15 protein-coding genes are annotated in these 19,980 nt (G+C 70.2%); 9 read left to right on the top strand and 6 right to left on the bottom strand.

Annotated features, from left to right (window positions below):
- Positions 1-237: 237 nt before the first annotated feature.
- The gene (aroQ, locus tag AC3ERS_RS10965; RefSeq protein WP_431966224.1) at positions 238-813 is read right to left on the bottom strand and encodes a gamma subclass chorismate mutase AroQ; all 576 of its coding nucleotides are present in this window, start codon (positions 811-813) and stop codon (positions 238-240) included.
- Positions 814-1,005: 192 nt separating this feature from the next.
- Here aroQ and AC3ERS_RS10960 point away from each other — a divergent pair, with 192 nt between their 5' ends.
- Together AC3ERS_RS10960 and AC3ERS_RS10955 are read left to right on the top strand one after the other, a co-directional pair.
- Positions 1,006-2,790, top strand: coding sequence for a DUF4407 domain-containing protein (locus tag AC3ERS_RS10960; protein WP_431966222.1), 1,785 nt, complete (start codon positions 1,006-1,008; stop codon positions 2,788-2,790).
- Between the two features lie 138 nt (positions 2,791-2,928).
- Positions 2,929-4,482 carry an adenylate/guanylate cyclase domain-containing protein gene (locus tag AC3ERS_RS10955; RefSeq protein ID WP_431966220.1) on the top strand — a complete coding sequence of 518 codons (1,554 nt, stop codon included), beginning with the start codon at positions 2,929-2,931 and terminating at the stop codon, positions 4,480-4,482.
- A gap of 181 nt (positions 4,483-4,663) precedes the next feature.
- Here the strand turns inward: AC3ERS_RS10955 and AC3ERS_RS10950 are convergent, their stop codons facing one another.
- Positions 4,664-6,211 carry an MFS transporter gene (locus tag AC3ERS_RS10950; protein ID WP_431966218.1) on the bottom strand — a complete coding sequence of 516 codons (1,548 nt, stop codon included), beginning with the start codon at positions 6,209-6,211 and terminating at the stop codon, positions 4,664-4,666.
- Between the two features lie 88 nt (positions 6,212-6,299).
- Here AC3ERS_RS10950 and AC3ERS_RS10945 point away from each other — a divergent pair, with 88 nt between their 5' ends.
- The 5 genes from AC3ERS_RS10945 (at position 6,300) to AC3ERS_RS10925 (ending at position 11,282) form a co-directional block, all read left to right on the top strand.
- On the top strand, positions 6,300-6,845 hold the full coding sequence (locus AC3ERS_RS10945; protein WP_431966216.1) for a TetR/AcrR family transcriptional regulator: 546 nt from the start codon (positions 6,300-6,302) through the stop codon (positions 6,843-6,845).
- Between the two features lie 203 nt (positions 6,846-7,048).
- Positions 7,049-7,846, top strand: a complete 798-nt coding sequence (locus tag AC3ERS_RS10940) for a hypothetical protein (RefSeq protein WP_431966214.1) — start codon at positions 7,049-7,051, stop codon at positions 7,844-7,846.
- Positions 7,843-8,868: a DUF4129 domain-containing protein gene (locus tag AC3ERS_RS10935; protein WP_431966212.1), complete on the top strand. Its 1,026-nt coding sequence runs from the start codon at positions 7,843-7,845 to the stop codon at positions 8,866-8,868. The genes AC3ERS_RS10940 and AC3ERS_RS10935 overlap by 4 nt, the downstream gene beginning before the upstream one ends.
- 144 nt (positions 8,869-9,012) lie before the next feature.
- The gene (locus AC3ERS_RS10930) at positions 9,013-9,993 is read left to right on the top strand and encodes an AAA family ATPase (RefSeq protein ID WP_431966210.1); all 981 of its coding nucleotides are present in this window, start codon (positions 9,013-9,015) and stop codon (positions 9,991-9,993) included.
- Between the two features lie 2 nt (positions 9,994-9,995).
- The gene (locus AC3ERS_RS10925; protein ID WP_431966208.1) at positions 9,996-11,282 is read left to right on the top strand and encodes a DUF58 domain-containing protein; all 1,287 of its coding nucleotides are present in this window, start codon (positions 9,996-9,998) and stop codon (positions 11,280-11,282) included.
- A gap of 94 nt (positions 11,283-11,376) precedes the next feature.
- Here AC3ERS_RS10925 and AC3ERS_RS10920 read toward each other — a convergent pair whose 3' ends face one another.
- The gene (locus tag AC3ERS_RS10920) at positions 11,377-12,153 is read right to left on the bottom strand and encodes an RDD family protein (protein WP_431966206.1); all 777 of its coding nucleotides are present in this window, start codon (positions 12,151-12,153) and stop codon (positions 11,377-11,379) included.
- Between the two features lie 44 nt (positions 12,154-12,197).
- Between AC3ERS_RS10920 and AC3ERS_RS10915 the strand changes: the two genes are divergently transcribed.
- The gene (locus tag AC3ERS_RS10915) at positions 12,198-13,208 is read left to right on the top strand and encodes a stage II sporulation protein M (protein WP_431966204.1); all 1,011 of its coding nucleotides are present in this window, start codon (positions 12,198-12,200) and stop codon (positions 13,206-13,208) included.
- 743 nt (positions 13,209-13,951) lie between these two features.
- Here AC3ERS_RS10915 and AC3ERS_RS10910 read toward each other — a convergent pair.
- Positions 13,952-16,132 carry an MMPL family transporter gene (locus tag AC3ERS_RS10910; RefSeq protein ID WP_431966202.1) on the bottom strand — a complete coding sequence of 727 codons (2,181 nt, stop codon included), beginning with the start codon at positions 16,130-16,132 and terminating at the stop codon, positions 13,952-13,954.
- 67 nt (positions 16,133-16,199) lie between these two features.
- Here AC3ERS_RS10910 and AC3ERS_RS10905 point away from each other — a divergent pair, with 67 nt between their 5' ends.
- Complete coding sequence (locus tag AC3ERS_RS10905; protein ID WP_431966199.1) at positions 16,200-16,901, top strand: TetR/AcrR family transcriptional regulator; 702 nt, start codon at positions 16,200-16,202, stop codon at positions 16,899-16,901.
- Positions 16,902-17,205: 304 nt separating this feature from the next.
- Here the strand turns inward: AC3ERS_RS10905 and AC3ERS_RS10900 are convergent, their stop codons facing one another.
- Together AC3ERS_RS10900 and AC3ERS_RS10895 are read right to left on the bottom strand one after the other, a co-directional pair.
- Positions 17,206-18,645 (bottom strand): hypothetical protein, encoded by a 1,440-nt coding sequence (locus AC3ERS_RS10900; protein WP_431966197.1) that lies wholly within the window; start codon positions 18,643-18,645, stop codon positions 17,206-17,208.
- Positions 18,646-18,702: 57 nt separating this feature from the next.
- Positions 18,703-19,470 carry an SDR family NAD(P)-dependent oxidoreductase gene (locus tag AC3ERS_RS10895; RefSeq protein WP_431966195.1) on the bottom strand — a complete coding sequence of 256 codons (768 nt, stop codon included), beginning with the start codon at positions 19,468-19,470 and terminating at the stop codon, positions 18,703-18,705.
- Between the last annotated feature and the right edge of the window lie 510 nt (positions 19,471-19,980).

The following is a 19,980-nucleotide window of genomic DNA, read 5'->3' as shown; positions in this document are numbered from 1 at the left end:
GAGAACAGGCGCTCACCTGCATCGAAGATGATTTCCCCTGCCCGGAGGACGGCAAACCACTTGTGCTGCGGCTAACTCGCGCGCGACCTCGATGAGATATTTACGACAGGGGTGTGACAAGCCTCAGGAGGTATCCGACCGTCCGGATTCTTTTGCGCTTTGTGCTTTACAGCACATTTTCAGCAAACAAGATCAGTGGTCTTGAACACACCGCGCCGGACGCTCGGCGACCGTCGCTCAGCACAGTGCGGAAGCGGCCCGGATCAGCGCCAGCCGATGCAGCGGATCCATGGCCTCGAGCAGGGCGAACACGCCGTGCGACAGCCGTTCCATGCAGTCCGGCGCGGCCAGTTCGGCCCGGTGCTCGGCAAGTTGGTCGATGATCGCCGCGTTCAGCCGATCGATCGTCGGACGCACGTCGGTCAGATCCGGTGGCGTACTCGGGGCGCCCGCGGGGTCGAACCGCCAGCGCGTGATCAGGCCGTATTGCACCGTCTTACTGGCCTCGATCTGGCCGAAAAACACCCGCCTGACCCAGTTTTCGGGCAGCCCCTTGGCCACGCCGAGGCGCGCCATCGCGTCGTAGACCTCCGCCTCGCGGGCCGGGTCGTCGATGGTCGGCGCCGATCCGTCGCGCGCGGCGTCGGCCCACTTGGCGGCGGCGACGGCGTCGGCGGTGTCGAGACGCTCGGCGATCAGGACGACGAGCCGGTCGAGTGACCTGTCCATCGGCTCGCCGGGAACCGGCCGAGCGCTACCCGCGGCCCACACGAGCAGCACCGCCGACAGCAGTGCCGCCGCGAGTGCGCGCATACTCCCGCCCGTTCGCTGGACAACGAATCACCCAGTCAGGTTAGGCGAAACCGCCGCCTTCGCTGTGAGCCTTGCCACATCCACTGGGCCGTACTCGGTGTGTCGGGCTACTGCCTGTCACGCTGGGACAACGAATCTGTGACAGTTTCGCCAAGCTGCCATACGACTGGGACGTAGAGGATGTGAGATCCCATGACCGTCACCGGCTTGTTCACCTGGCTCGGCGGAGGTCAGACCGGTGAACTCACCGAACGCCACGAACGCGCCAGCTACGCCGTCACCGGTGCGGCGGTCGCACTGTTCGCGCTGGTAGCGGGGGTCGTGACGACCCTGGCGCTGGCTGTGACCGACGGCTGGCCGCTGTTCGCCATCGTGCCGGTCGCGCTGATCGTCGCGCTGCTCGCGGGCACCGTCGGCCGCGCGCTCGCCACCGCGCGGCCCGGCCGCATGCCCGACCGGCTCGGGTTGGCCGGGCGCATCGCGGTGGCGATCCTCGCGGGCGTGCTGCTGGGCGAACTGGCGAGCACGGCGTTGTTCGGCGGTTCGGTGAACCGCGTACTCGACGAAAAGGCCCACGCCGCCGTCGAATCCGCACCCGCGGTGGCCGCCGCCCGCGCCGACCTCGACCGGGCGCGCGCCGACCGCACCGCGCTGGATCAGACCATCGCCGCCGCGCAGGCGGATATCGACCGCGCACTGGTGATCGCGCGGTGCGAATTCAATCCGACCCCGGAATGCCCGCAGACCCGGATCACCGGCGTGCCAGGCCGGGGACCGGAATCCCAGACCGCCAACGAGATGCTCGACGACGCCCGCCACCGGCTCGCTGCGGCGCAGGACCGGGCGGCCGCGCTGGACCAGCGCCTGCCCGAGGCCGAAAGGGCAACGGCCGCAGCCCGATCCGCCGCCTTCACGGACGGTGATCGGGGGCTGGGCGCGCGCTGGGTCGCGATGAACGACCACACCGCGGCGACCGGCGGCGCGCTGCTGCTGCGGCTGGCGAGCCTGATCTCCTTCGTGCTGCTCGCCCTGCTGCCGCTGCTGCTGCGCTGGTGGCGCGGAGAGACCTCGTTCGACCGGCACGCCGCCGCCCGCGCCGTGGTCGACCGCGCCGAACGCGAAGCCGACGCGGCCATCGCGGTCAAGCAGGCCGAGGTGCGCGCGGAGGCCGAGCAGATGCGCGCCGAACAGCAGCTCACCGCCGCCCGGCTCGCCGTGGAGGCCGACACCGCCATCGACAGGGAGCGCCAGCGCACCCGGATCATCGCGGCCATCGGCGGGCTGGAGATCGGCATCTCCGAACCGCGTGGCCTCGACAAGCCGAGGCACCCCGAACTGCCAGCCGCACCGGCTGCCGATCGAAAGGACAGTTCCGTGTCTCAGGACGGGATCGTGACACCGAACCTGCCCGCGACCGTCGGCGCGGCTCCGCTCGCACCGATCACGGGCGCGGGCGCGCTCGCCCCGGTCGCGCCGAGAACCGAGGAGCCCAAGGGCGGCGGCCTGGAATTGCCGATCATCGGCACCGTGCCGTTCACCGATACCGCGGCACGCTGGATCCGGCCGCTGGTGCCCTCATTCGTCGCCAACGCGATCGACACCGCGACGCACCCGCTGCGCACCGCGCGGCAGGCGTTCGAGGAGGTGGAGGAGATCACCTTCACGCTGCGCCGCACCAGGAAGGTGACGGTGGACTCGCAGGATTCGCACGCACCGGCCCAGCCGCAGGCGGTCACGCCGCAGGCCGGCTACCAGCTGCCGCCCGGCTCGCCGGAGGCCTGGCACGCGCACCGCATCGCCTCGACCGTGGTCGACGCGCCGCACCCGGCGGCGCACGATCCGCGGTACGCCGCGCTCCACCAGGGATACGGGCCGTACTACGGACTGCCGCCCGTGGCGCACCACGACGAGCTGACCGCGCGCGAGCAGCGGGAACTGCCGGGCTCCGGCCGACGGGAGCTTCCTCCCGGCCGCTGATCGAGCGATCGGCCGCGCGGTCCGGGCGATGTCGCGCCGTTCGTGCGGAGACCCGATCCTGCCGAGCGCGCACTGGCCTGCATCCCGTCCGCCAGAGATCTCCGAGTGGGTTCGCGCGCGGCGTTCTACTCTGCACGCATGCCGGTGGTGGGTGAGGTGTCGACGCGGACCGCGCCGTGGGGTTCGCGGCTGCTCGGGTCAGCGCAGGAATCCTCGCGGATGCGCCGGCTGCGAATTCAGCTGCTGCTGACGGTGCCGCTGCTCCTCGCCAACGTCACAGGCATGGTCGTCTCGATCGCGCTCGGCGGGTTCGTGCTGCCCGGCCCCTCGGTGTTCACCCGCGACCTGCTGCTGCTCGACGTGATCGCCGCACCCGTCTACGCCGGGCTGGCGATGGCCTTCGGCATGGGGTGGGGCACGACGCGCGGACTGCGCGCCCTGCGCTGGGCGACCGATCTCGATCACGTCCCCACCGAGGCCGAACAGGCGGCCGCGGCCGCCGTGCCCCGGTCGCTGGTGGTGCAGCAGGGTCTGCTGTGGTTCGGCGGGCTCGTCCTGCTCACGACGCTGTACGGATTGGCGGATCCGGAACTGATCCCGAAGGTCGCGTTCGCCGTCGGCATCAGCGCGATCGTGGTGTGCGCGAACAGCTATCTGATCATCGAGTTCGCGCTGCGACCGGTGACGACGCGGGTGCTCGAGGCCGCGCCCGCCCATCGCCGCCGCGGCATCGGCGTCTTCGGGCGCTCGCTGCTGGCCTGGATGCTCGGCTCCGGCGTGCCGGTGGCCGGACTGATGGTGATCGCCGTGCTCGCGCTGGGCCGTTCGGACGTGAGCGCCGAGCGCTTGGCCGTGTGCGTGCTCGCGCTCGGCGGCGCCACGCTGGTGTTCGGCCTGCTGCTGATGACCCAGACCCTGGCCGCCACCGTGGCGCCGATCCGCGGGGTGCGCCAGGCGATGCGCCAGGTGGAGAAGGGCGATCTGGACATCCGGCTCGCGGTGTACGACGGCACCGAATTGGGCGAGCTGCAAAGCGGTTTCAACCACATGGTGCAGGGGTTGCGGGAGCGCGAACAGATCCGCGACCTGTTCGGCAGGCACGTCGGCCAGGACGTCGCGGACGCCGCGCTGGCCGCCGAGCCGGAGCTGGGCGGCGTGGAAACCGACGCGGCGGCACTGTTCATCGACATCATCGGCTCGACGACGATCACCGCGACCCGATCCGCCACCGAGACCGTCGCGCTACTGAACCGCTTCTTCGGGCTCGTGGTGGACGAGGTCGAGCGCTGCGGCGGGCTGCTCAACAAGTTCGAGGGCGACGCGGCGCTCGCGGTCTTCGGCACCCCCACTCCCCTGCCCGACGCGGCGGGCGCGGCCCTGTCCTGCGCCCGCGCCATCCGCGTGCGTCTCGGCGAAATCCCGGAGCTCACCGCGAGTCTCGGCGTGGCGGCGGGACGCGTGGTCGCGGGCAATGTCGGCGCGCACCAGCGCTACGAATTCACCGTCATCGGCGACGCGGTCAACGAGGCCGCGCGGCTGTGCGAACTCGCCAAACAGGATTCGGGGCTGCTGCTGGCGTCCGGGTCGACCGTCGCCGCCGCGGACGCGGGCGAGGGCGAGCACTGGCAGCTGGGCGAGTCGGTCACCCTGCGCGGCCGCATCGCACCGACCACCCTGGCACGGCCACGCTGAAACCGACGGCGCCACAGCGCTTCCTGATCGGAACTCGGGAAGACGCGCCGCCTCGTGACGCCGACCACCCACCCGCACTGAAGGCCGGGTCTCCCTGTCGCACCGAGCACGGCCCTGCTGAAGTGATCACACGACGAACGCGACGGACTCGCACCCACCAGGGGTGCGAGTCCTCGCTGCATCACGAACGCGCCGCGCGCAGGCGGAACGCCACCCAGGCGGCGATCAGCAGCACCGACGCGGTGCCGAGCGCGGCCAGGTGGATGCCGGAGACGAAGGCCTCGTGCACCGAGACCAGGAAGGTCTCGGCCGCGGCCTCCGGGAGCTGACGGGCGAATTCGGTGGCGGCGCCGAGGGATTCGGACGCGGGACCAGCCGACTCCGCGGGCAACTCGGACACGTCGAGACCGTTGCGGAAGATCGCCATGACCACGCTGCCGAGCAGCGCGACGCCGAGCGCGATGCCGGTCTCGTAGGCGGTCTCGGAGACCGCCGCCGCCGCGCCCGCTCGCTCCGCCGGGGCGGAGCTGATCACCAGGTCCGACGACACCGTCAGCGCCACACCGACGCCCGCGCCGATGCCGAGGAACCCGAGGACGAACAGCACCGTGCTGGTCGCGGCGTCGGGGCTGAGCCAGCGGAACAGCACCGCGCCGAGGGCCGCCGTCACCAGCGCGCCCGCCAGCACCGCGCCCGGCCGCCAGCGCCGCAGCAGCCAGGCGGCCGCGAGCGAGGCGGCCACGCTGGCCACCAGCCCCGGCAGCAACAGCAGACCGGCCTGCATCGGTGACCTGCCGAGCACCAGCTGCAGATACTGCGAGCCGAAGAACAGCACGCCCGCCAACGCGAACACCGCGAGCAGGTTGGTCACCACCGCGGTGCGGAACCTGGGCAGCGCGAACAGCTTCAGGTCCAGCATCGGGTGCGCGAGCCTGCGCTGCCTGCGCACGAAAAGCACGCCCGCGAGCACACCCACCGCGCCGACGGCGACCAGCGCCGCGCTCGGACCGTGCGCCGCGGCTTCCTTCACCGCGTACACGAGCGGCACGAGGGCCAGCATCGACAGCACCGCGCTCGGCAGATCGAAGCGGCCCGGATTCGGGTCGCGTGATTCCGGGATCAGCACCGGACCCAGCGCTACGAGCACCAGCATGACCGGCAGGTTCACCAGGAACACCGAACCCCACCAGTAGTGCTCGAGCAGCCAGCCGCCGAGCAGCGGACCGGCCGCCGCGCCGCCACCGGCCATCGCGCTCCACACCGCGATCGCGACGGTGCGCTGACGCGGATCGAGGAACATCGACCGGATCAGGCCGAGGGTCGCGGGCATCAACGTCGCGCCGGCGACGCCTTGCAGCACGCGCGCCGCGATGAGCATGTGCGGCGAGACCGCCCATGCCGCGACAGCGGAGGCGAGGCCGAAGCCGACCGCGCCGATGAGCAGCAACCTGCGCCGCCCGATCCGGTCGCCGAGATTGCCCATCACCACGAGCAGACCGGCGAGCACGAACGAGTACACGTCGATGATCCACAGCAGCTGCGGGGTGGTCGGTGCGAGGTCGGCGCTGATGGCGGGCACCGCGAGGTCCAGAACGGTGGCGTCTACCGCGAGCAGCAGCAGGGCGAGGGCGAGTACGGCGAGGCCCGCCCACTCGCGCGCGGTGGCGCGCGGCGGGGCGGGCGTGGTTGTCGACGCGGCGGTGGCCGCGGTTGAGGTCTGGGCGTTCATCGACTTTCTCGACTTTCGTCGTCAGGTTCATTTACCGTCCAGACGGTACAGTACAGCACCTTACCGTCCAGCCGGTATAGTTCCTCGCGTGACGGCAAACACCCGCGACCGGATCCTGGACGCACTGGAGACGTTGCTGCTGGACAAAGGCATGTCCCAGGTGACGCTGGAGAACGTGGCCGCCGCGGCGGGCGTCTCCAAAGGCGGGCTGCTCTATCACTTCAAGAGCAAGGACTCGCTGCTCGCGGGCTTGGTCCGCCGAGTCGGCGAACGGGCCACCCAGCAGCTCACCGACGCGCGAGCCAAAGGCATTTCCGCGACGGAGTGGTATCTCCAAACCCCCAACCAGGACAACGCCGCTGATGCCGTGGAACTCGAGCTCTACCGCTCGCTGCTCGCCACCATGCGCACCATCGACGCCAATTCCGGTCCCGACCTCGACAATGTCCAGCGGGCGCTGACCGAACTCATGACCTCCTGGTCCGACAGCCTGGACGCCGAGATCGACGACCCGGTGCGCGCCGACATCATCCGGCTCGTCGGCGACGGGGTGTACCTGCGGGCGCTGCTCGGCATCCCGCCGATCGACCCGGAGCGCTACCGCCATGTGGTCGCTCGTCTGCTGGAACGCTGACGCGAACCTGATAGCGGGCTCGGTGCCGCTGTACCCAATGGTGTGACAGCCTCGGGGCCTGCGTGATTACGCTGCGCTGCCTCCTCCAGCCCTGACGCCCGGCCGCGGTGCCCATTAGACTCGGCCGCGTGTTACCAGCCGCTGACCCGGCCGGTGCCGTTGGGGCGGGGAGCGATCCGGTACCAGGGTCCCCTGGAACGACGGTGCCGATCCGGCCGCTGACCTTCCGCGAACTGCTCGACCTGCCGTTCGCCCTGATTCAGGCCAACATCGCCACGCTGGCCGGTACGGCGGCGGCCGGACTGGTGGTGGCCGAGGTCGTCGTCGTGGTGATCACCGCGAGCGTCTCCGAGGCGACCGACGGGTCCGACGCGGGCACCGCGTGGGCGGCGATCCTGTCGACCGTGGTCGGCGCGTGGTTCCTCCGCCTGCTGCTGCGCGGCGTGACGGTGCCGGTCGGGTTGGCGAGCATCGCGGGCGAGCGTATCGGATGGCGGGCCGCGCTGGTCCGGCTGCGCGGGACCGCACCCGCGCTGCTGATCGGGCAGCTGCTGTTCACCCTCGTCGGTATCGGCGTCCTGTCCGTCGGCGCGATTCTGATCATCACCTTTCCGTTCGCGGTGATCTGGCTCGGCTACCTGCGCGCCAAGCGGTTCCTGGTCGCGCCGGTGCTGTTCGCCGAGCACGGCTCGCACGGCAACGCGGTGCGCCGCACGAAACTCCTTGTCGGCGGCTCGGAATGGTCGCTGACCGGGCTGTGGTTGAGTCAGCGTCTGTTGTTCACGCTGCTCGCCGTTCCGCTGCTGGCGATTCCGTGGTTCGTCTCGGACTTCTCCGGCACCCACCGCTGGCCGGTGATCGTGCTGCTCACCTCGGCGGCGCTGCTGCTCGTCGCCTTCGGCGAGATCGTCGAGGCCAGCACGCGGGTGGCGTCCTACATCGATCTGCGGTGCCGCCGCGAAGGTCTGGACATCCGGATCCCGTCCGGAGGCGCGCGGTGACGCATCCCGAGACCCCGCCGCCCCCGCGCCTCGGTCCGGCCGCCGACCACCGCGCCGCCGCCGAGGAAGCCGCCCAGCGCCGCGACTACGACCGCGCGCTGCGCGAGCGCTTCCGCGCCGTGCTGCGCGGCATGGAACAACGCGGTGTGCTCGAAGTGCGCCGCTCCCGGACCGCCGACGAGACGGTCGACGACGTCTCGTCGGTGCTGCCGCTGGAGGTCACCACCGAACTCCAGCCCGCCGCACGCAGTTTCGACGAGGTGGTCTACGGCGGCCGCACGGCCACCGAGGACGAGTACCGCAGGCTCGAATACGCCGACCGCTTCTCGGCCGAGGCCCCGCCTCCCGTCGCCGAACCCACCGAGCTGACGCCGGTGGAGACCGCGCCACGCACCCGCCGCAAGCTGCCGCCGCTGCCTGCACTATTGCGCGATCCGAAGTTCTGGGCCGCGCTCGCCGCGGTGGCCGTGCTCCTGCTGATCGTCTACGGCGCGATGCAATCCTGCGGCGCGCCCACCGCGCCGAAACCGCCGCCCGACATCCCGCCCCCGCAGCCGCCGCCCTCCAACGGCGATATCGACCGGCCGGACATCGGCCCCGGCCAGGACTCGATCTTCGCCCGGCTGCCCGCGCCGCTCGCCTTCGGCGGCTTGCAGTTTCTGATCGCCGCCGCGCTGCTGGTGTGGTGGCGGGCCCGGCGGCGTGGCGCGCTGGTCGGCGAACCGCGCCCGGTGGAGGTCGCCGCGAACGAACTGCTCGCGGGCCAGGCCGCGCTGTATCGCCGCTCCCGCGACCACGAGTACGTCGCGGCGAAACTGCGCGCGGCCACGCTACGCAGGCTGCGGCCGCTGCTCGGGATGGGCGCCGACGCGCCGCCCGACCTGCTCGTCGCGGCCGTCACGGCACGCATCGGCGCGGACCGGCAGCTGGTCGGGAACGCGTTCTTCGGCCCGGTGCCGGACGCGGGCGCGCTGCACATCGTCGCCGCACAACTGGAATGGATCGAGACGGAGATCGGATGAGCGAACGAAGTGAGCGAATCATGTGCCAGCGCGCGGCGCGCATGCCGCAGCGGAGCGCCAGCGAGGCGGAGGCATGAGCGACTATCGCCTCGCGCTCACCCGGCCGACGAGACGCGGGAACGCCCGCCGAGTACAGGAGGTCGGATGACCACGGACATCACGAAGGCCGCCACCGCCGAGCAGGCCGGCGCGGCGTTCGGCGCGCTGCGCGCGGAGATCGGCAAGGCGGTGGTCGGCAACGACAACGCGGTCATGTACCTCGTGCTCGCCTTGCTGTGCCGCGGTCACGTGCTACTGGAAGGCGTACCGGGCGTGGCGAAGACGCTGCTCGTCCGCGCGCTGGCCACCGCGCTCGATCTGGAGTACGCGCGGGTGCAATTCACGCCCGACCTGATGCCCGGCGATGTCACGGGATCGCAGATCTACGACCCGCATTCGGCCGAGTTCACCTTCCGGCACGGCCCGGTGTTCACCAATCTGCTGCTCGCCGACGAGATCAACCGCACGCCGCCCAAAACCCAGTCCGCGCTGCTGGAATCGATGGAGGAGCGGCAGGTCTCGGTCGACGGCAAGCCGCAGCCGCTGCCCGACCCGTTCGTCGTGATCGCCACGCAGAACCCGATCGAACAAGAGGGCACCTATCCGCTGCCGGAGGCGCAGCTGGACCGGTTCCTGTTCAAGGTCGACATCCAATTGCCCGGGCGCGACGACGAATTCCGCGTCCTGCAACGGCACGCGGCCGGTTTCGACCCGCGCGATCTCGCGGCGGCCGGGTTGCGGCCGGTGGCCGGGCCCGCGCACATCGCCGCCGCGCGTGCCGCCATCGCCACCGTGACGATCAGTCCCGAGGTGCTGGCCTACACCGTCGACCTGTGCCGGGCCACCCGCACCGCGCCCGCCGTGCAGCACGGCGCGTCGACACGCGGCGCGACCGCGCTGATGGCGGCCTCGCGGGCGTTCGCGTGGTTGAACGGGCGCGGCTTCGTCACGCCCGACGACGTGAAGTTCGTCGCGGTGGCGGTGCTGCGGCACCGGCTGCACTTGCGGCCGGAGGCGGAGCTGGACGGTGTCACCACCGAGGGCGTCATGTCCTCGCTGCTCGGCTCGGTCCCGGTTCCGGTCTAGCCGTGGTCGTCACCGGTCGTCTGGTCACCGTCGCGGCGGTGCTCGGGTTGTTCGTGGCTGTCGTGCTGCCGTCCTGGTACGGCGTCGCGCTGGCGTGCGCCGCGCTGGCGATCGCGGTGCTCGTCGACCTGGTCGCGGCGGGCGCGGCGGGCGACCTGACGCTGACCAGGCCGGAGCTGACCGCCGTGCGGCAGGGCCGCGCCACCGAGGTGGAGCTCACCGTCGTGAACACCGGCGCACACACGGTGCGTGGCCTGCTCTGGGACGACTGGCCGCGCAGCGCGCGCACCGAAAACCGCAGGCACACCCTGGAACTCGCGCCCAACACCAAGGTGCGGCTGCGTACCTCGCTGCGGCCGGTGCACCGCGGCGACCGCGTCGCGGGTCCGGTGACATTGCGGCTGCTCGGCCCGCTCGGCCTGGCGGGCAGGCAGACCAGGCGCACCGTGCCCGCCCGGGTGCGGGCGCTGCCCGCGTTCCGCAGCGAGCGGCTGATGCGCTCGAAAGTGAAGCGGCTGCAACACCTCGAGGGCCGCAACGTCGCCAACACCCGCGGCCAGGGCAGCGAATTCGATTCGTTCCGCGAGTACGTCGCGGGCGACGATGTGCGCTCCATCGACTGGCGCGCCACCGCACGCGCCACCGACGTGCTGGTGCGCACCTGGCGCCCCGAGCGCAACCGGCACGTGCTGATGCTGCTGGACACCGGGCGGGTCAGCGCGGGCCGGGTCGGCGAAGGCACCCGTCTCGACGCCGCGATCGAAGCCGCGTTGCTGCTCGGCGGGCTGGCCGCGGCGGCGGGCGACGGCGTCGATCTGCTCGCCTACGACCGCACCGTCCGCACCGAGGTGCGCGGCGTGCGCGGCAACCGCCTGCAACTCCAGCTCATGCACGCGCTGGCGGGCCTGACCCCCGCGCTCGTCGACACCGACAGCGCGGGGCTGGTGCGCGCCACCATCGAACGGGCTCGCCGCCGCAGCCTGGTGGTGTGGTTCACCAGCCTGGACGGCGCGGCCGTCGAGGAGAACCTGTTGCCGGTGCTGCCCGTCCTCGCGCACCGCCACCGCGTCCTCATCGTCTCGGTGATCGACCCCGACGTCGCCGCGGCCGCCACCACCCGCGACGACATCTACGCCGCGGCCGCCGCGGAAACGATCCTCGCCGAACGCGCCCTGGTACAGGAATCCCTGCGCCGCAAGGGCATTGCGGTCGTCTCCGCACCCCCGGACCGCCTCCCCGAGGCGCTGGCCGACGAATACCTCGAACTCAAACAGTCCGGCTCCCTCTGAACCACCCGCCGTCCCCGGCTGGATTCACACACCTTCGTACGCCTCACATAGGCATCAGCCTTGTGAGGCGTGAGAACGGTCTGTGGGAAAGCGGCTACGCCACGCGGACGAGGCCGGGAGCCTGTGGGGCGAGGGCGCGGCGTTGGCGTTCGGCGACGATGGCGCCGAGGATCTGGATCGGCGGGTAGCCCTGTGGAACGGGCACGCGCAGGTGGGCGCAGAGGGCGGTGACCAGAGCCTGGCCGAGGGTCGCCTGGGCCGCCGGGGTGAGGGTGCGCAGGCGGGTCAGGTACTGGCGAATGGCCAGGGCGAGATCCTCCGGTATGCCGGAGAGGTCGAGGCGTGCGGCCCAGCCCACGAGCCAGGGCGGCGCGAAGGCGAGGGCGGGCGCGGGCAGTCCGCGCTGGGCGTGCACGACGACCGTGCCCGCGAGCACGTCGCCGACGCGCCGGGCGTTCGGGGAGCACATCGAGGTGATCACGGCGATGGCGCCGAAACCGCCGAGCATCCAGAAGTCGACGATGACGCCGGCCAGACCGCGCGTCATGGCGTGGCGGAAATCGATGGGCCCGCCGTCGGTGCGGACGACCCGCAGCCCGAGCGCCAGCTTGCCGAGCGACCGGCCGCGGCTGAGCGTCTCCCACGCCACCGGATAGCCGACCAGCACCGCGACGACGGTCGTCAGCATGATCGCGTCACCCCACGCCGGGTCGGCGCCGCTGCGCACCACCAGGAGGCCCGCGACGGCCACGCACAGCACGCCCAGCGTCAGTTGCACCACCAGGTCGATGAGGAACGCGGTGGCGCGTGTCGGTATCCGCGCGATCGGAAGCTCGAGGGCGACCGCTTCGCCGGTGGTGAACTCAGCCATCTCGATAGCATTCTTGCGACCGGCGGTAGTGGGAGGCAACCGATATGGACGTAGACGCATACAGTTACGCGCACCGGCGGTCCTGGGACCGGCTGGATCAGCTGTCGCGCAGGCGCAAGCTGAGCGGGGCGGAGTCCGACGAACTCGTCGCGCTGTACCGGCGGACGTCACAGCAGCTGGCCAGGCTGCAATCGCATAGTCCCGATCCGGAACTCATCGCCGGGCTCAGCGCCCTGCTGGCCAGGGCGCGCGGACGGGTGCTCGGCACCCGCGCCGACACCTGGGGTGAGATCGGTCACTTCTTCACCCACCGCTTCCCTGCCGCGGTCTACCGGGCGTGGCCGTGGTGGGCGTCGGTGGCCGCGCTGTTCGTCGCGGTCTCGGCATGGCTGGCGATCTGGATCGAGGGATCGGGCCGGGCTCGCGAGCTGTTCGGCATTCCCGCCGACAACTCCGCGGTCACCGCGCCGGGCGGCGCGTTCGAGACCTACTACACCGAGCACCCGAACGACGCGTTCGCCGCGCAGGTGTGGACCAACAACGCGTGGGTGGCGGCGATCGCGCTGTTCACCGGCGTGCTGATCCTGCCCGCGGTGTATCTGCTGTTCATGAACGCGATGAACGTCGGCATCACCGCCGGGCTGATGGCCGAGGCGGACCGGCTCGATTCGTTCTTCGGCTTCATCCTTCCGCACGGAACCCTGGAGCTGACCGCGGTGTTCGTGGCGGGTGGCGCGGGACTGAAGCTGGGCTGGACCCTCGTCGACCCCGGTCGGCTGAGCCGCATCGAGGCGGTCGCCCGGCAGGGCAGGGCGACGGCGACGATCGCGCTCGGTTTGGTCGGGGTGCTGTTCGTGTCGGGCCTGCTGGAGGGTTTCGTGACGCCGAGTCCGCTTCCCGCCCCGGTGCGAATCGGTATCGGCTTCGCGGCCGAGGCACTTTTCCTCGCCTACGTGTTCGGCGCGGGACGAAGGGCGGCGCTGGCGCAGGACGCGGCGGCGGCTTTACCGGTCGAAGAAGCGGAGAGTTGGCAGACAACCTCGGGCACACGCTGATCGGCGCGGCCTCGGACAATCGGCAGCAACGCCATGTATCAGATCGGTTGCGATATCCCCCATTTGAGTTCCGCTGGCCGCAGCGAGTCGCTGCTCAGCTGCGGCCAGCGTTACCGTCGACTCTACACAATCGTTATGCCCGCGCAACCCTCCACGCCGGTGGCGAGCGTATAAAGCAGCGCGCCAGCAAACCCCTCTGACCACACAGTTTTTCATACTGGCAGCTAACTCGTAGCTGACGCTCGATCGCCCGAATTTCGACCCTCCGAAACCCGCCCGAAGGGCACTCGAAAACCATTCGATCAGCCCTTCCACGCACCGAACAATGGGCTATGGAATGGTTAGCCAAGGCATTTTTCGGGCACCGGTATGTATCTACAACAACGCATCTACCTGCGGTTTTGTCAACTCTATTTTTGGTAACTACATGTTCCGGGAGTGAAAAAAGACCCGAAGTTTGTTTACCGCCGACCAAACAAGATCGACACCCGGTCGCAATGGCATTCGACGTACTCGCATCAGGCGGAAGTGGATGGTTGCCAGGCGCGGAATTGCGCGCCCGCACCCGAGTACCGAGCGGTACCCCAGCACCGAAACCGCAATCGAAAGCGGCCGTGTGACCTTCGCCTCACCGTCTCGCTCAGTGGGTCAAAAGGCCAGGGCCGAGCCGGTTTCGGGTACTGAAACGACGGCGTCCGGCCGAGCGTGAAAACCCGGCCGGACGCATTCAGGTGTGTTGACGATCACGCCTCCGCGAGACCGATTCGCGCGTGCACCAACCGCAGTGGGCGCGGCGCGAACCAGGCCGCCGGGCCGAGCAGCCGCATCGCCACCGGAACGAGCACACCGCGCACCAGCGTCGCGTCGATCAGAATGGCCAGCCCCGCGCCGAGTCCGAAGAACTGGATGAACCGCACGTCGCTCGTGACGAAGGCGAGGAAGCTGATCGAGATCAACGCCGCCGCCGTGGTCACCAACCTGCCGGTGCGAGCCAGCCCCTCGACGACGGCGTCGTGCGTGGACGCGCCCCTGTCGTGCATCTCCTTGATCCGGCTGATCACGAAAACCTCGTAGTCCATGGACAACCCGAATGTGATGCAGAACAACAACAGCAGCATCGACACGTCCAGCGGCGCGGGCGTGAATCCGAGCAGACCGGACAGGTGCCCGTCCTGGAAGACGAAGACCATCAACCCGAGCGTGGCCGCCAGGCTCAACACGTTCGACAGCAGCGCGCGCAACGGCTGCACGATGCTGCCGGTGAACAGGAACAACAGCACGAAGGTGGTGAGCACGATCCACGCCACAGCCACCGGCAATCTCGATCCGATCGAAGCCAGGCTGTCGCGCAGCTCGGCGACCTGCCCGCCGACGAGAGCCGTTGCCGGAGCGGGCACATCGCGTACCCGGTCGACGAGATCGCGCGCCTCGGCCGAGTTTCGGTCGAGATCGGTGAGCACAGTGAGGCGTTGGGCGTCCGGCCTGGCGAACCGGGCGTCCGCGGGAGAACTCGCGGTGCGCTCGCCGCGGACGAAAGTGCCCGCGCTGGAATCGACCTGAGTGACGTGCGTCACTCGCGAGACCGCGGCCGCGTATTCGGCGAGCGGACCCGCCTCGACCCCCGAGGCCGTGACGACGGACAGCGCGTTGGCGTCACCGCCGCCGAAATCATCGCGCAGCGCGTCGCCGACCTGGCGCACGTCGGTACTGGTCGGCAGCACGCGATCGTCCGGCGTACCGAACTGGACGTTCAGCAGCGGCGCCGCGGCCAGCAGCAGCGCCGCCACCACCGGGATGCCGGTGACCAGCGGACGCCGCATCGCGAAGCTCGCCACCCCCGCCCAGAACGGCGCCGCGTCGCCGCGGATACCGCGCACGCCCGGGATCTTCCACGCGTCGGACTTGGCGCCGAGCGCGACGAGCAGCGCGGGCAGCGTGATCACGGCGGCCGTGGCCGAGATAGCGACCACACCGATGCCCGCGTAGGCGAACGAGCGCAGGAAGTACTGCGGGAAGATCACCAGCGAGGAGAGCGCCGCCGCGACGGTGGCCGCGCTGAACACGATGGTGCGCCCGGCCGTCGACACCGCGCCGACCACCGCGTCGTCGGGTGACGCGCCCGCCGCTCGCCGTTCACGGAAGCGGCTGACCATGAGCAGCCCGTAGTCCACGGCGAGGCCGAGACCCAGCGCGGTCGTCAGGTTCACCGCGTACACCGACACGTCGGTCATCGATCCGAGGATCGACAGCTCGGTGAAGGTGCCGAGGATCGCGACGCCGCCGACCACCATGGTGAGCAGCGCGGCGACCACATTGCCGAAGGCCAGCACCAGCAGCGCGAGGATCAGCGGCACCGCGATGCCCTCGGCCAGGCCGAGATCCGCGCCGATCTGTTCGGTGATGGCGTGGAAGATCGCGTTGGTGCCGCCGATCCTGACGTCGGCGATCGGGCCGTCGAAGCGGTATTCGGCGACGATCTGCTCGGCGATCTCGGTCTCCCTGGTGGGATCCTGATCGGCCCCGCCGGCCAGGATGACCGCGGCCGTGCTGTCGCCGGAGCGCATCGCGGGAGAGCCGGTGTCCCAGTACGACACCACGTTGACGAGCCGATCGTCGGCCGCCAGCCTGCGCGCGAGTTCCCTGCCGAATCCGGCGATCGCCTCGGCGTCGACGCTGCCCTGCTCGGCGCGGATCAGGAAGACGTAATCGGTGTCGGCGCCGAACTCGTCGGCCAGTTGCGCGGTGGCGGTGCTGGATTCCGCGTTCGGATCCTCCTGACCGCCGGGTTGCATCTTGCTGAACGCGGTGACGCCGAGCGCGCCGCCCGCGATCAGGGCGAGCACGCTCGCCACGAGTATCCAGCGAGCATGTCCGGCCACGTAGCGGCCGAGTCGTTCGAACATGTCGAGCCTCCAGTCGGGCATGTGTGCATGCGTAAACTTTGTGGGTGTTAACTTGCCACCGATGTGTGCGAGTGTCAACATCGAAGAGGTGACGACATCGGAATCAGCGACCGAACAGGCAGCGCGGCGCCCACACCGCGAAGGCCCCTATCACCACGGGGACCTGCGCAATGCCCTGGTGCACGCGGCCGCGGAACTCGCCGAGACCGGCGGACCCGAGGCGGTCACCGTCCGCGCCGCCGCCCGCCGCGTCGGCGTCACACCCACCGCCGCCTACCGGCACTTCACCAATCACGAGCAGCTGCTCGGCGCCGCGCAGGAGCAAGCGCAGCAGACCCTGTTCGATGCCATGGCCGAGACCATCAAGACGTTCCCGCCCGACGCCGACGCGGTGACCCGCCTGTTCGCGGTCGGGCGCGGATACATCGTCTTCGCCCTGCGCGAGCCCGGTCTCTTCCGCACCGCGTTCTGCAACCGCGAACAGGACGGCCCGGAGGACTGGGACTCCCCCGCCTTCGACCTGCTCTCGGATCTGCTGGACGAGCTCGTCGAGATCGGCTTCACCGATCCCGCGCACCGGCCGGACGCCGAGTTCGCGGCGTGGTCCGCGGTGCACGGCATGGCCTCGCTGCTCATCGAGCGGGCGATGCCCGACCAGGGGCCGGAGGCGAGGGATCTGGCCATCGCGCGCACCCTCGCGATGATCGAGCGCGGATTGGCGACCGGGCCGAACGCCGCGGATTTCCACAGCAGTGCGCGGCGCGCAGCTATGCCTGACCAGGCGAACTGATCACCGCGGTGCGCACATCCTGTGGATAAACGGGCTGATGTCGGTGTGAGCGGGGCGCGGTTCCGTGTCCCCTGCGCGGCGCCGATCACGTATGCACAGGCCGGACGATGTGTCAGCACTTCATGAATAGGCGTTCTACCAGCGGAAACAATGCCTGGAACCAACGCGGCTCCGGCACTCACGCTGGTGCGCAAGGAGTTTCACGGACCATCGGGCGAGTTGTGCACAACCAGGCGCACATTCCCTGCGCCGCACACGTTTTCCACAGAAATGCCCGGGATATCCACAGGCTTGTGCGTGGTGGTCAGCCGACCCGCAAAACGCCGGTAACCGTGCCCTGCAACACCCGCCCGCTCGCGGTGACGAGCGGGGACATCTGAAGCGGATCGTCCACGATGGTGCCGGGCAGCGGCGTGTTCGAGACCACTGCTCCGGTGCCCGGATCGATGACGGTGAACGCGTAGCCGTCCAGTGGTGTGGTGACGTCGAGACCGCGCCTGGTCACCGTGTAGAGGTATCCGTCCGCGGTGGACAGGTGCGGCACGGCCGCGCTGCGGACGGTGTTCTCCCAGACCGTGCGGCAGCCGCCCGCGTCATCGATGTCGACCCGGGTCATCCCGCCCGCGAACGGCGCGCTCGGCGGCACGGCCGGGCCCGCGTCCTCCGGCACCGCGGGATACGGATAGCCGTAGGTGCTCGCCACGAACACCGACCCGCCGATGCCGATCGGCGAATTCTCGCTGCCCGCGCCGCCCTCGGTCAGCACCGGCTGTGAGCACACCGGCTGCCCGGTGCCCGAGGCGTAGACGAGCACCCGCACTTGTCCGTCGGCGTTGTCCACGATGGTGAGGTAATCGGCGCCGGTGCGCGGGCCGAAGTAGGTCGGGGTGGAGCCGGTGCCCCAGCTGAGCTGTCCCGGTTTACGCGCGGAGCCGCGGTCGTAGGCCGCGCGCCAGATCACCTCGGGCCGTCCGGACGCGTCGGCGTGGAGTTCGTAGAGGGCGTGCGTGGTCGCCACGGCGATCCGCCCGCTCGGCGCCGCCGAGATGCTGTTGGCCACCAGTTCACCGGCGGGCAGCGCCACCGTCGTCGCCACGCCCGCCGAAGTGACCAGGCCGACGAGTCCCTTGCCGGTGGCGAACCAGACGTTGCCCGACCAATCGGGCACCAACCCGGTCACGTTGTCGTCGGCGGGAATCGCGCCGGAGAGATCGGTGCGCGTGTCGACGCGCAGCTGCCAGCTGCCCCCGGAGCTCTTGGCGTGCGCGACACGCAACAGCGCACGGTCGCCGTCCACCACGACGAGACGGTCGGCGTTGTCCAGATAGACGTACACGCCGCCGAGCAGGCTGCCCTTGGACAGTTCCAGCGAGGCGAGCGAGCGGCCGACCGGCCCGGCGCCCGGATCGAGCAGGTGCACCGTCGGCGACCGCCCCACGATGGCGGTGCACAACGCGACGACGAGCCCGTCGGAGCCTTGAAGCAGCGTCGGGCACGCGGCGGCCAGCGGATAGGCGCCGACCCCGCGCAGACCGGGCCCCGCCAACGGCGTCGCGTCCGAAGCCCCCGCGTCGCCGTGCATGGTCGACGTGCCGTTCGGACCGAGGTGCGGATTCGGCGGCGCCAGCGGCCCCCACTGCTCGGCGGCCTGCGCCTGACCCGGCGCACCCAGCGCCAGCAGGCAGGCGGCGAACAGCGAGAGCGACCGTGCGTGCCGCGGCGGCACGCCAGAGGTGTTACCCATGGGAGTTACGTAATCAGACTGCGCGTCCGGGCGTCGCGAGGAGAACCTCGGCGGCCCTCACATCAACGCGCCGCCGTCGATGCGGATCTCGGTGCCGGTCATGTAGCGGCCGTCGTCGGAAGCGACCATCGCGACCACGCCCGCGATGTCCTCCGGCGTGCCGAGCGCGCCACCGTTGAGCCAGCCCGTCAGCCGCGCGAACAGGCTGTAGTCCACGCCCTCGGGCTGATCGAGGATCGACTTGGTGGTGATCCCACTGGTGATGCCCGCGGGCACGATGTTCACCGCGCGCAAACCCTGCTTGGCGTATTCCAGCGCGATCGAATGAGTGAACGAGCTGACCCCGCCCTTCGACGCGGCGTACGCGGCGAGATACGGCGCGGCGCTGTAGGCCGCGGTCGAGGACAGATTGACCACCACGCCGTGCCCCGAGTCCAGCAAGGCGGGCAGCGCGCTCTGCGTCATGAGGAAGGTTCCGGTCAGGTTGACCGCGATGACCTGGTTCCACGCGTCCAGCGGCATCTCGTGCGTCCGCGCGGGCTTCAGAATCCCCGCCGCGTTCACCAGCACATCCAGCCCGCCGAGAAACTCGAGCGCCGCGGTGGTCCCCGCCCGCACCGACTCCGCATCGGCGATGTTCACCTCGACCGCGCGAAACCGCTCACCCGCGTCCCCCGCCTTCTCCGCGGTGACATCCAACCCCGCCCGATCGATGTCGACCCCCACCAACTGCGCCCCCTCGTCGAGCAGCCGCAGGGCGATCCCCTGCCCGATCCCCGACCCAGCTCCGGTGACGACAACCCGACGACCCTCGTATCTACGCATGCCCAAAATTAGAACAGGTTCCTCCAAGGAATCAACCCGTTCCGGCACCACATTTCCCATTTCCCCACCTGAAACCAGTTCCAGAACCGCCCCACCCCACACCCCCGCGCAGCGCACACATATAGATAAGGCCCCCACACCCAGCCGCCCCACGAACGCCTCCCACCGAACCGCACCGACAACCCACTTCCCCCAACCCGCAGAACAGCCGCAACCCCCCATCGAAAGCGCCTAGTCGGACCCCACCAACCACCGCAGACGACACAAAGCATCCACTCGACGCCGACCGAACAGCCGCTCGCTACCAAGCCCCCTTCGGCACCCGCCAGATAGCGCGCCGCGCCGCCAACGCCCCCACCAGGCACCTATCGAACAGCACGCATCGGCACCCACCAAAAGTGCCCACTGGCACCTACCAAATAGCGCCCACTCGGTACCTACCAAGCGGGGGGCTAGGGGGCAGAGCCCCCAGGCGGGGCGGGGGGGGGGGGGGGGGGAAAAAGAAAAAAA

Source organism: Nocardia sp. bgisy134, assembly GCF_057708325.1.
The sequence above is the reverse complement of the archived record's forward strand: the minus strand, read 5'-3'. Positions and strand labels throughout refer to the sequence as shown.

What these genes read in the sequence shown, in the direction of transcription:
- AC3ERS_RS10930 (WP_431966210.1), top strand. Translation starts at nt 9,013, where the DNA reads ATGACCACGGACATCACGAAGGCCGCCACCGCCGAGCAGGCCGGCGCG.
- AC3ERS_RS10955 (WP_431966220.1), top strand. Translation starts at nt 2,929, where the DNA reads ATGCCGGTGGTGGGTGAGGTGTCGACGCGGACCGCGCCGTGGGGTTCG.
- AC3ERS_RS10915 (WP_431966204.1), top strand. Translation starts at nt 12,198, where the DNA reads ATGGACGTAGACGCATACAGTTACGCGCACCGGCGGTCCTGGGACCGG.
- AC3ERS_RS10920 (WP_431966206.1), bottom strand. Translation starts at nt 12,153, where the DNA reads ATGGCTGAGTTCACCACCGGCGAAGCGGTCGCCCTCGAGCTTCCGATC.
- aroQ (WP_431966224.1), bottom strand. Translation starts at nt 813, where the DNA reads ATGCGCGCACTCGCGGCGGCACTGCTGTCGGCGGTGCTGCTCGTGTGG.
- AC3ERS_RS10950 (WP_431966218.1), bottom strand. Translation starts at nt 6,211, where the DNA reads ATGAACGCCCAGACCTCAACCGCGGCCACCGCCGCGTCGACAACCACG.
- AC3ERS_RS10900 (WP_431966197.1), bottom strand. Translation starts at nt 18,645, where the DNA reads ATGGGTAACACCTCTGGCGTGCCGCCGCGGCACGCACGGTCGCTCTCG.
- AC3ERS_RS10895 (WP_431966195.1), bottom strand. Translation starts at nt 19,470, where the DNA reads ATGCGTAGATACGAGGGTCGTCGGGTTGTCGTCACCGGAGCTGGGTCG.
- AC3ERS_RS10960 (WP_431966222.1), top strand. Translation starts at nt 1,006, where the DNA reads ATGACCGTCACCGGCTTGTTCACCTGGCTCGGCGGAGGTCAGACCGGT.
- AC3ERS_RS10910 (WP_431966202.1), bottom strand. Translation starts at nt 16,132, where the DNA reads ATGCCCGACTGGAGGCTCGACATGTTCGAACGACTCGGCCGCTACGTG.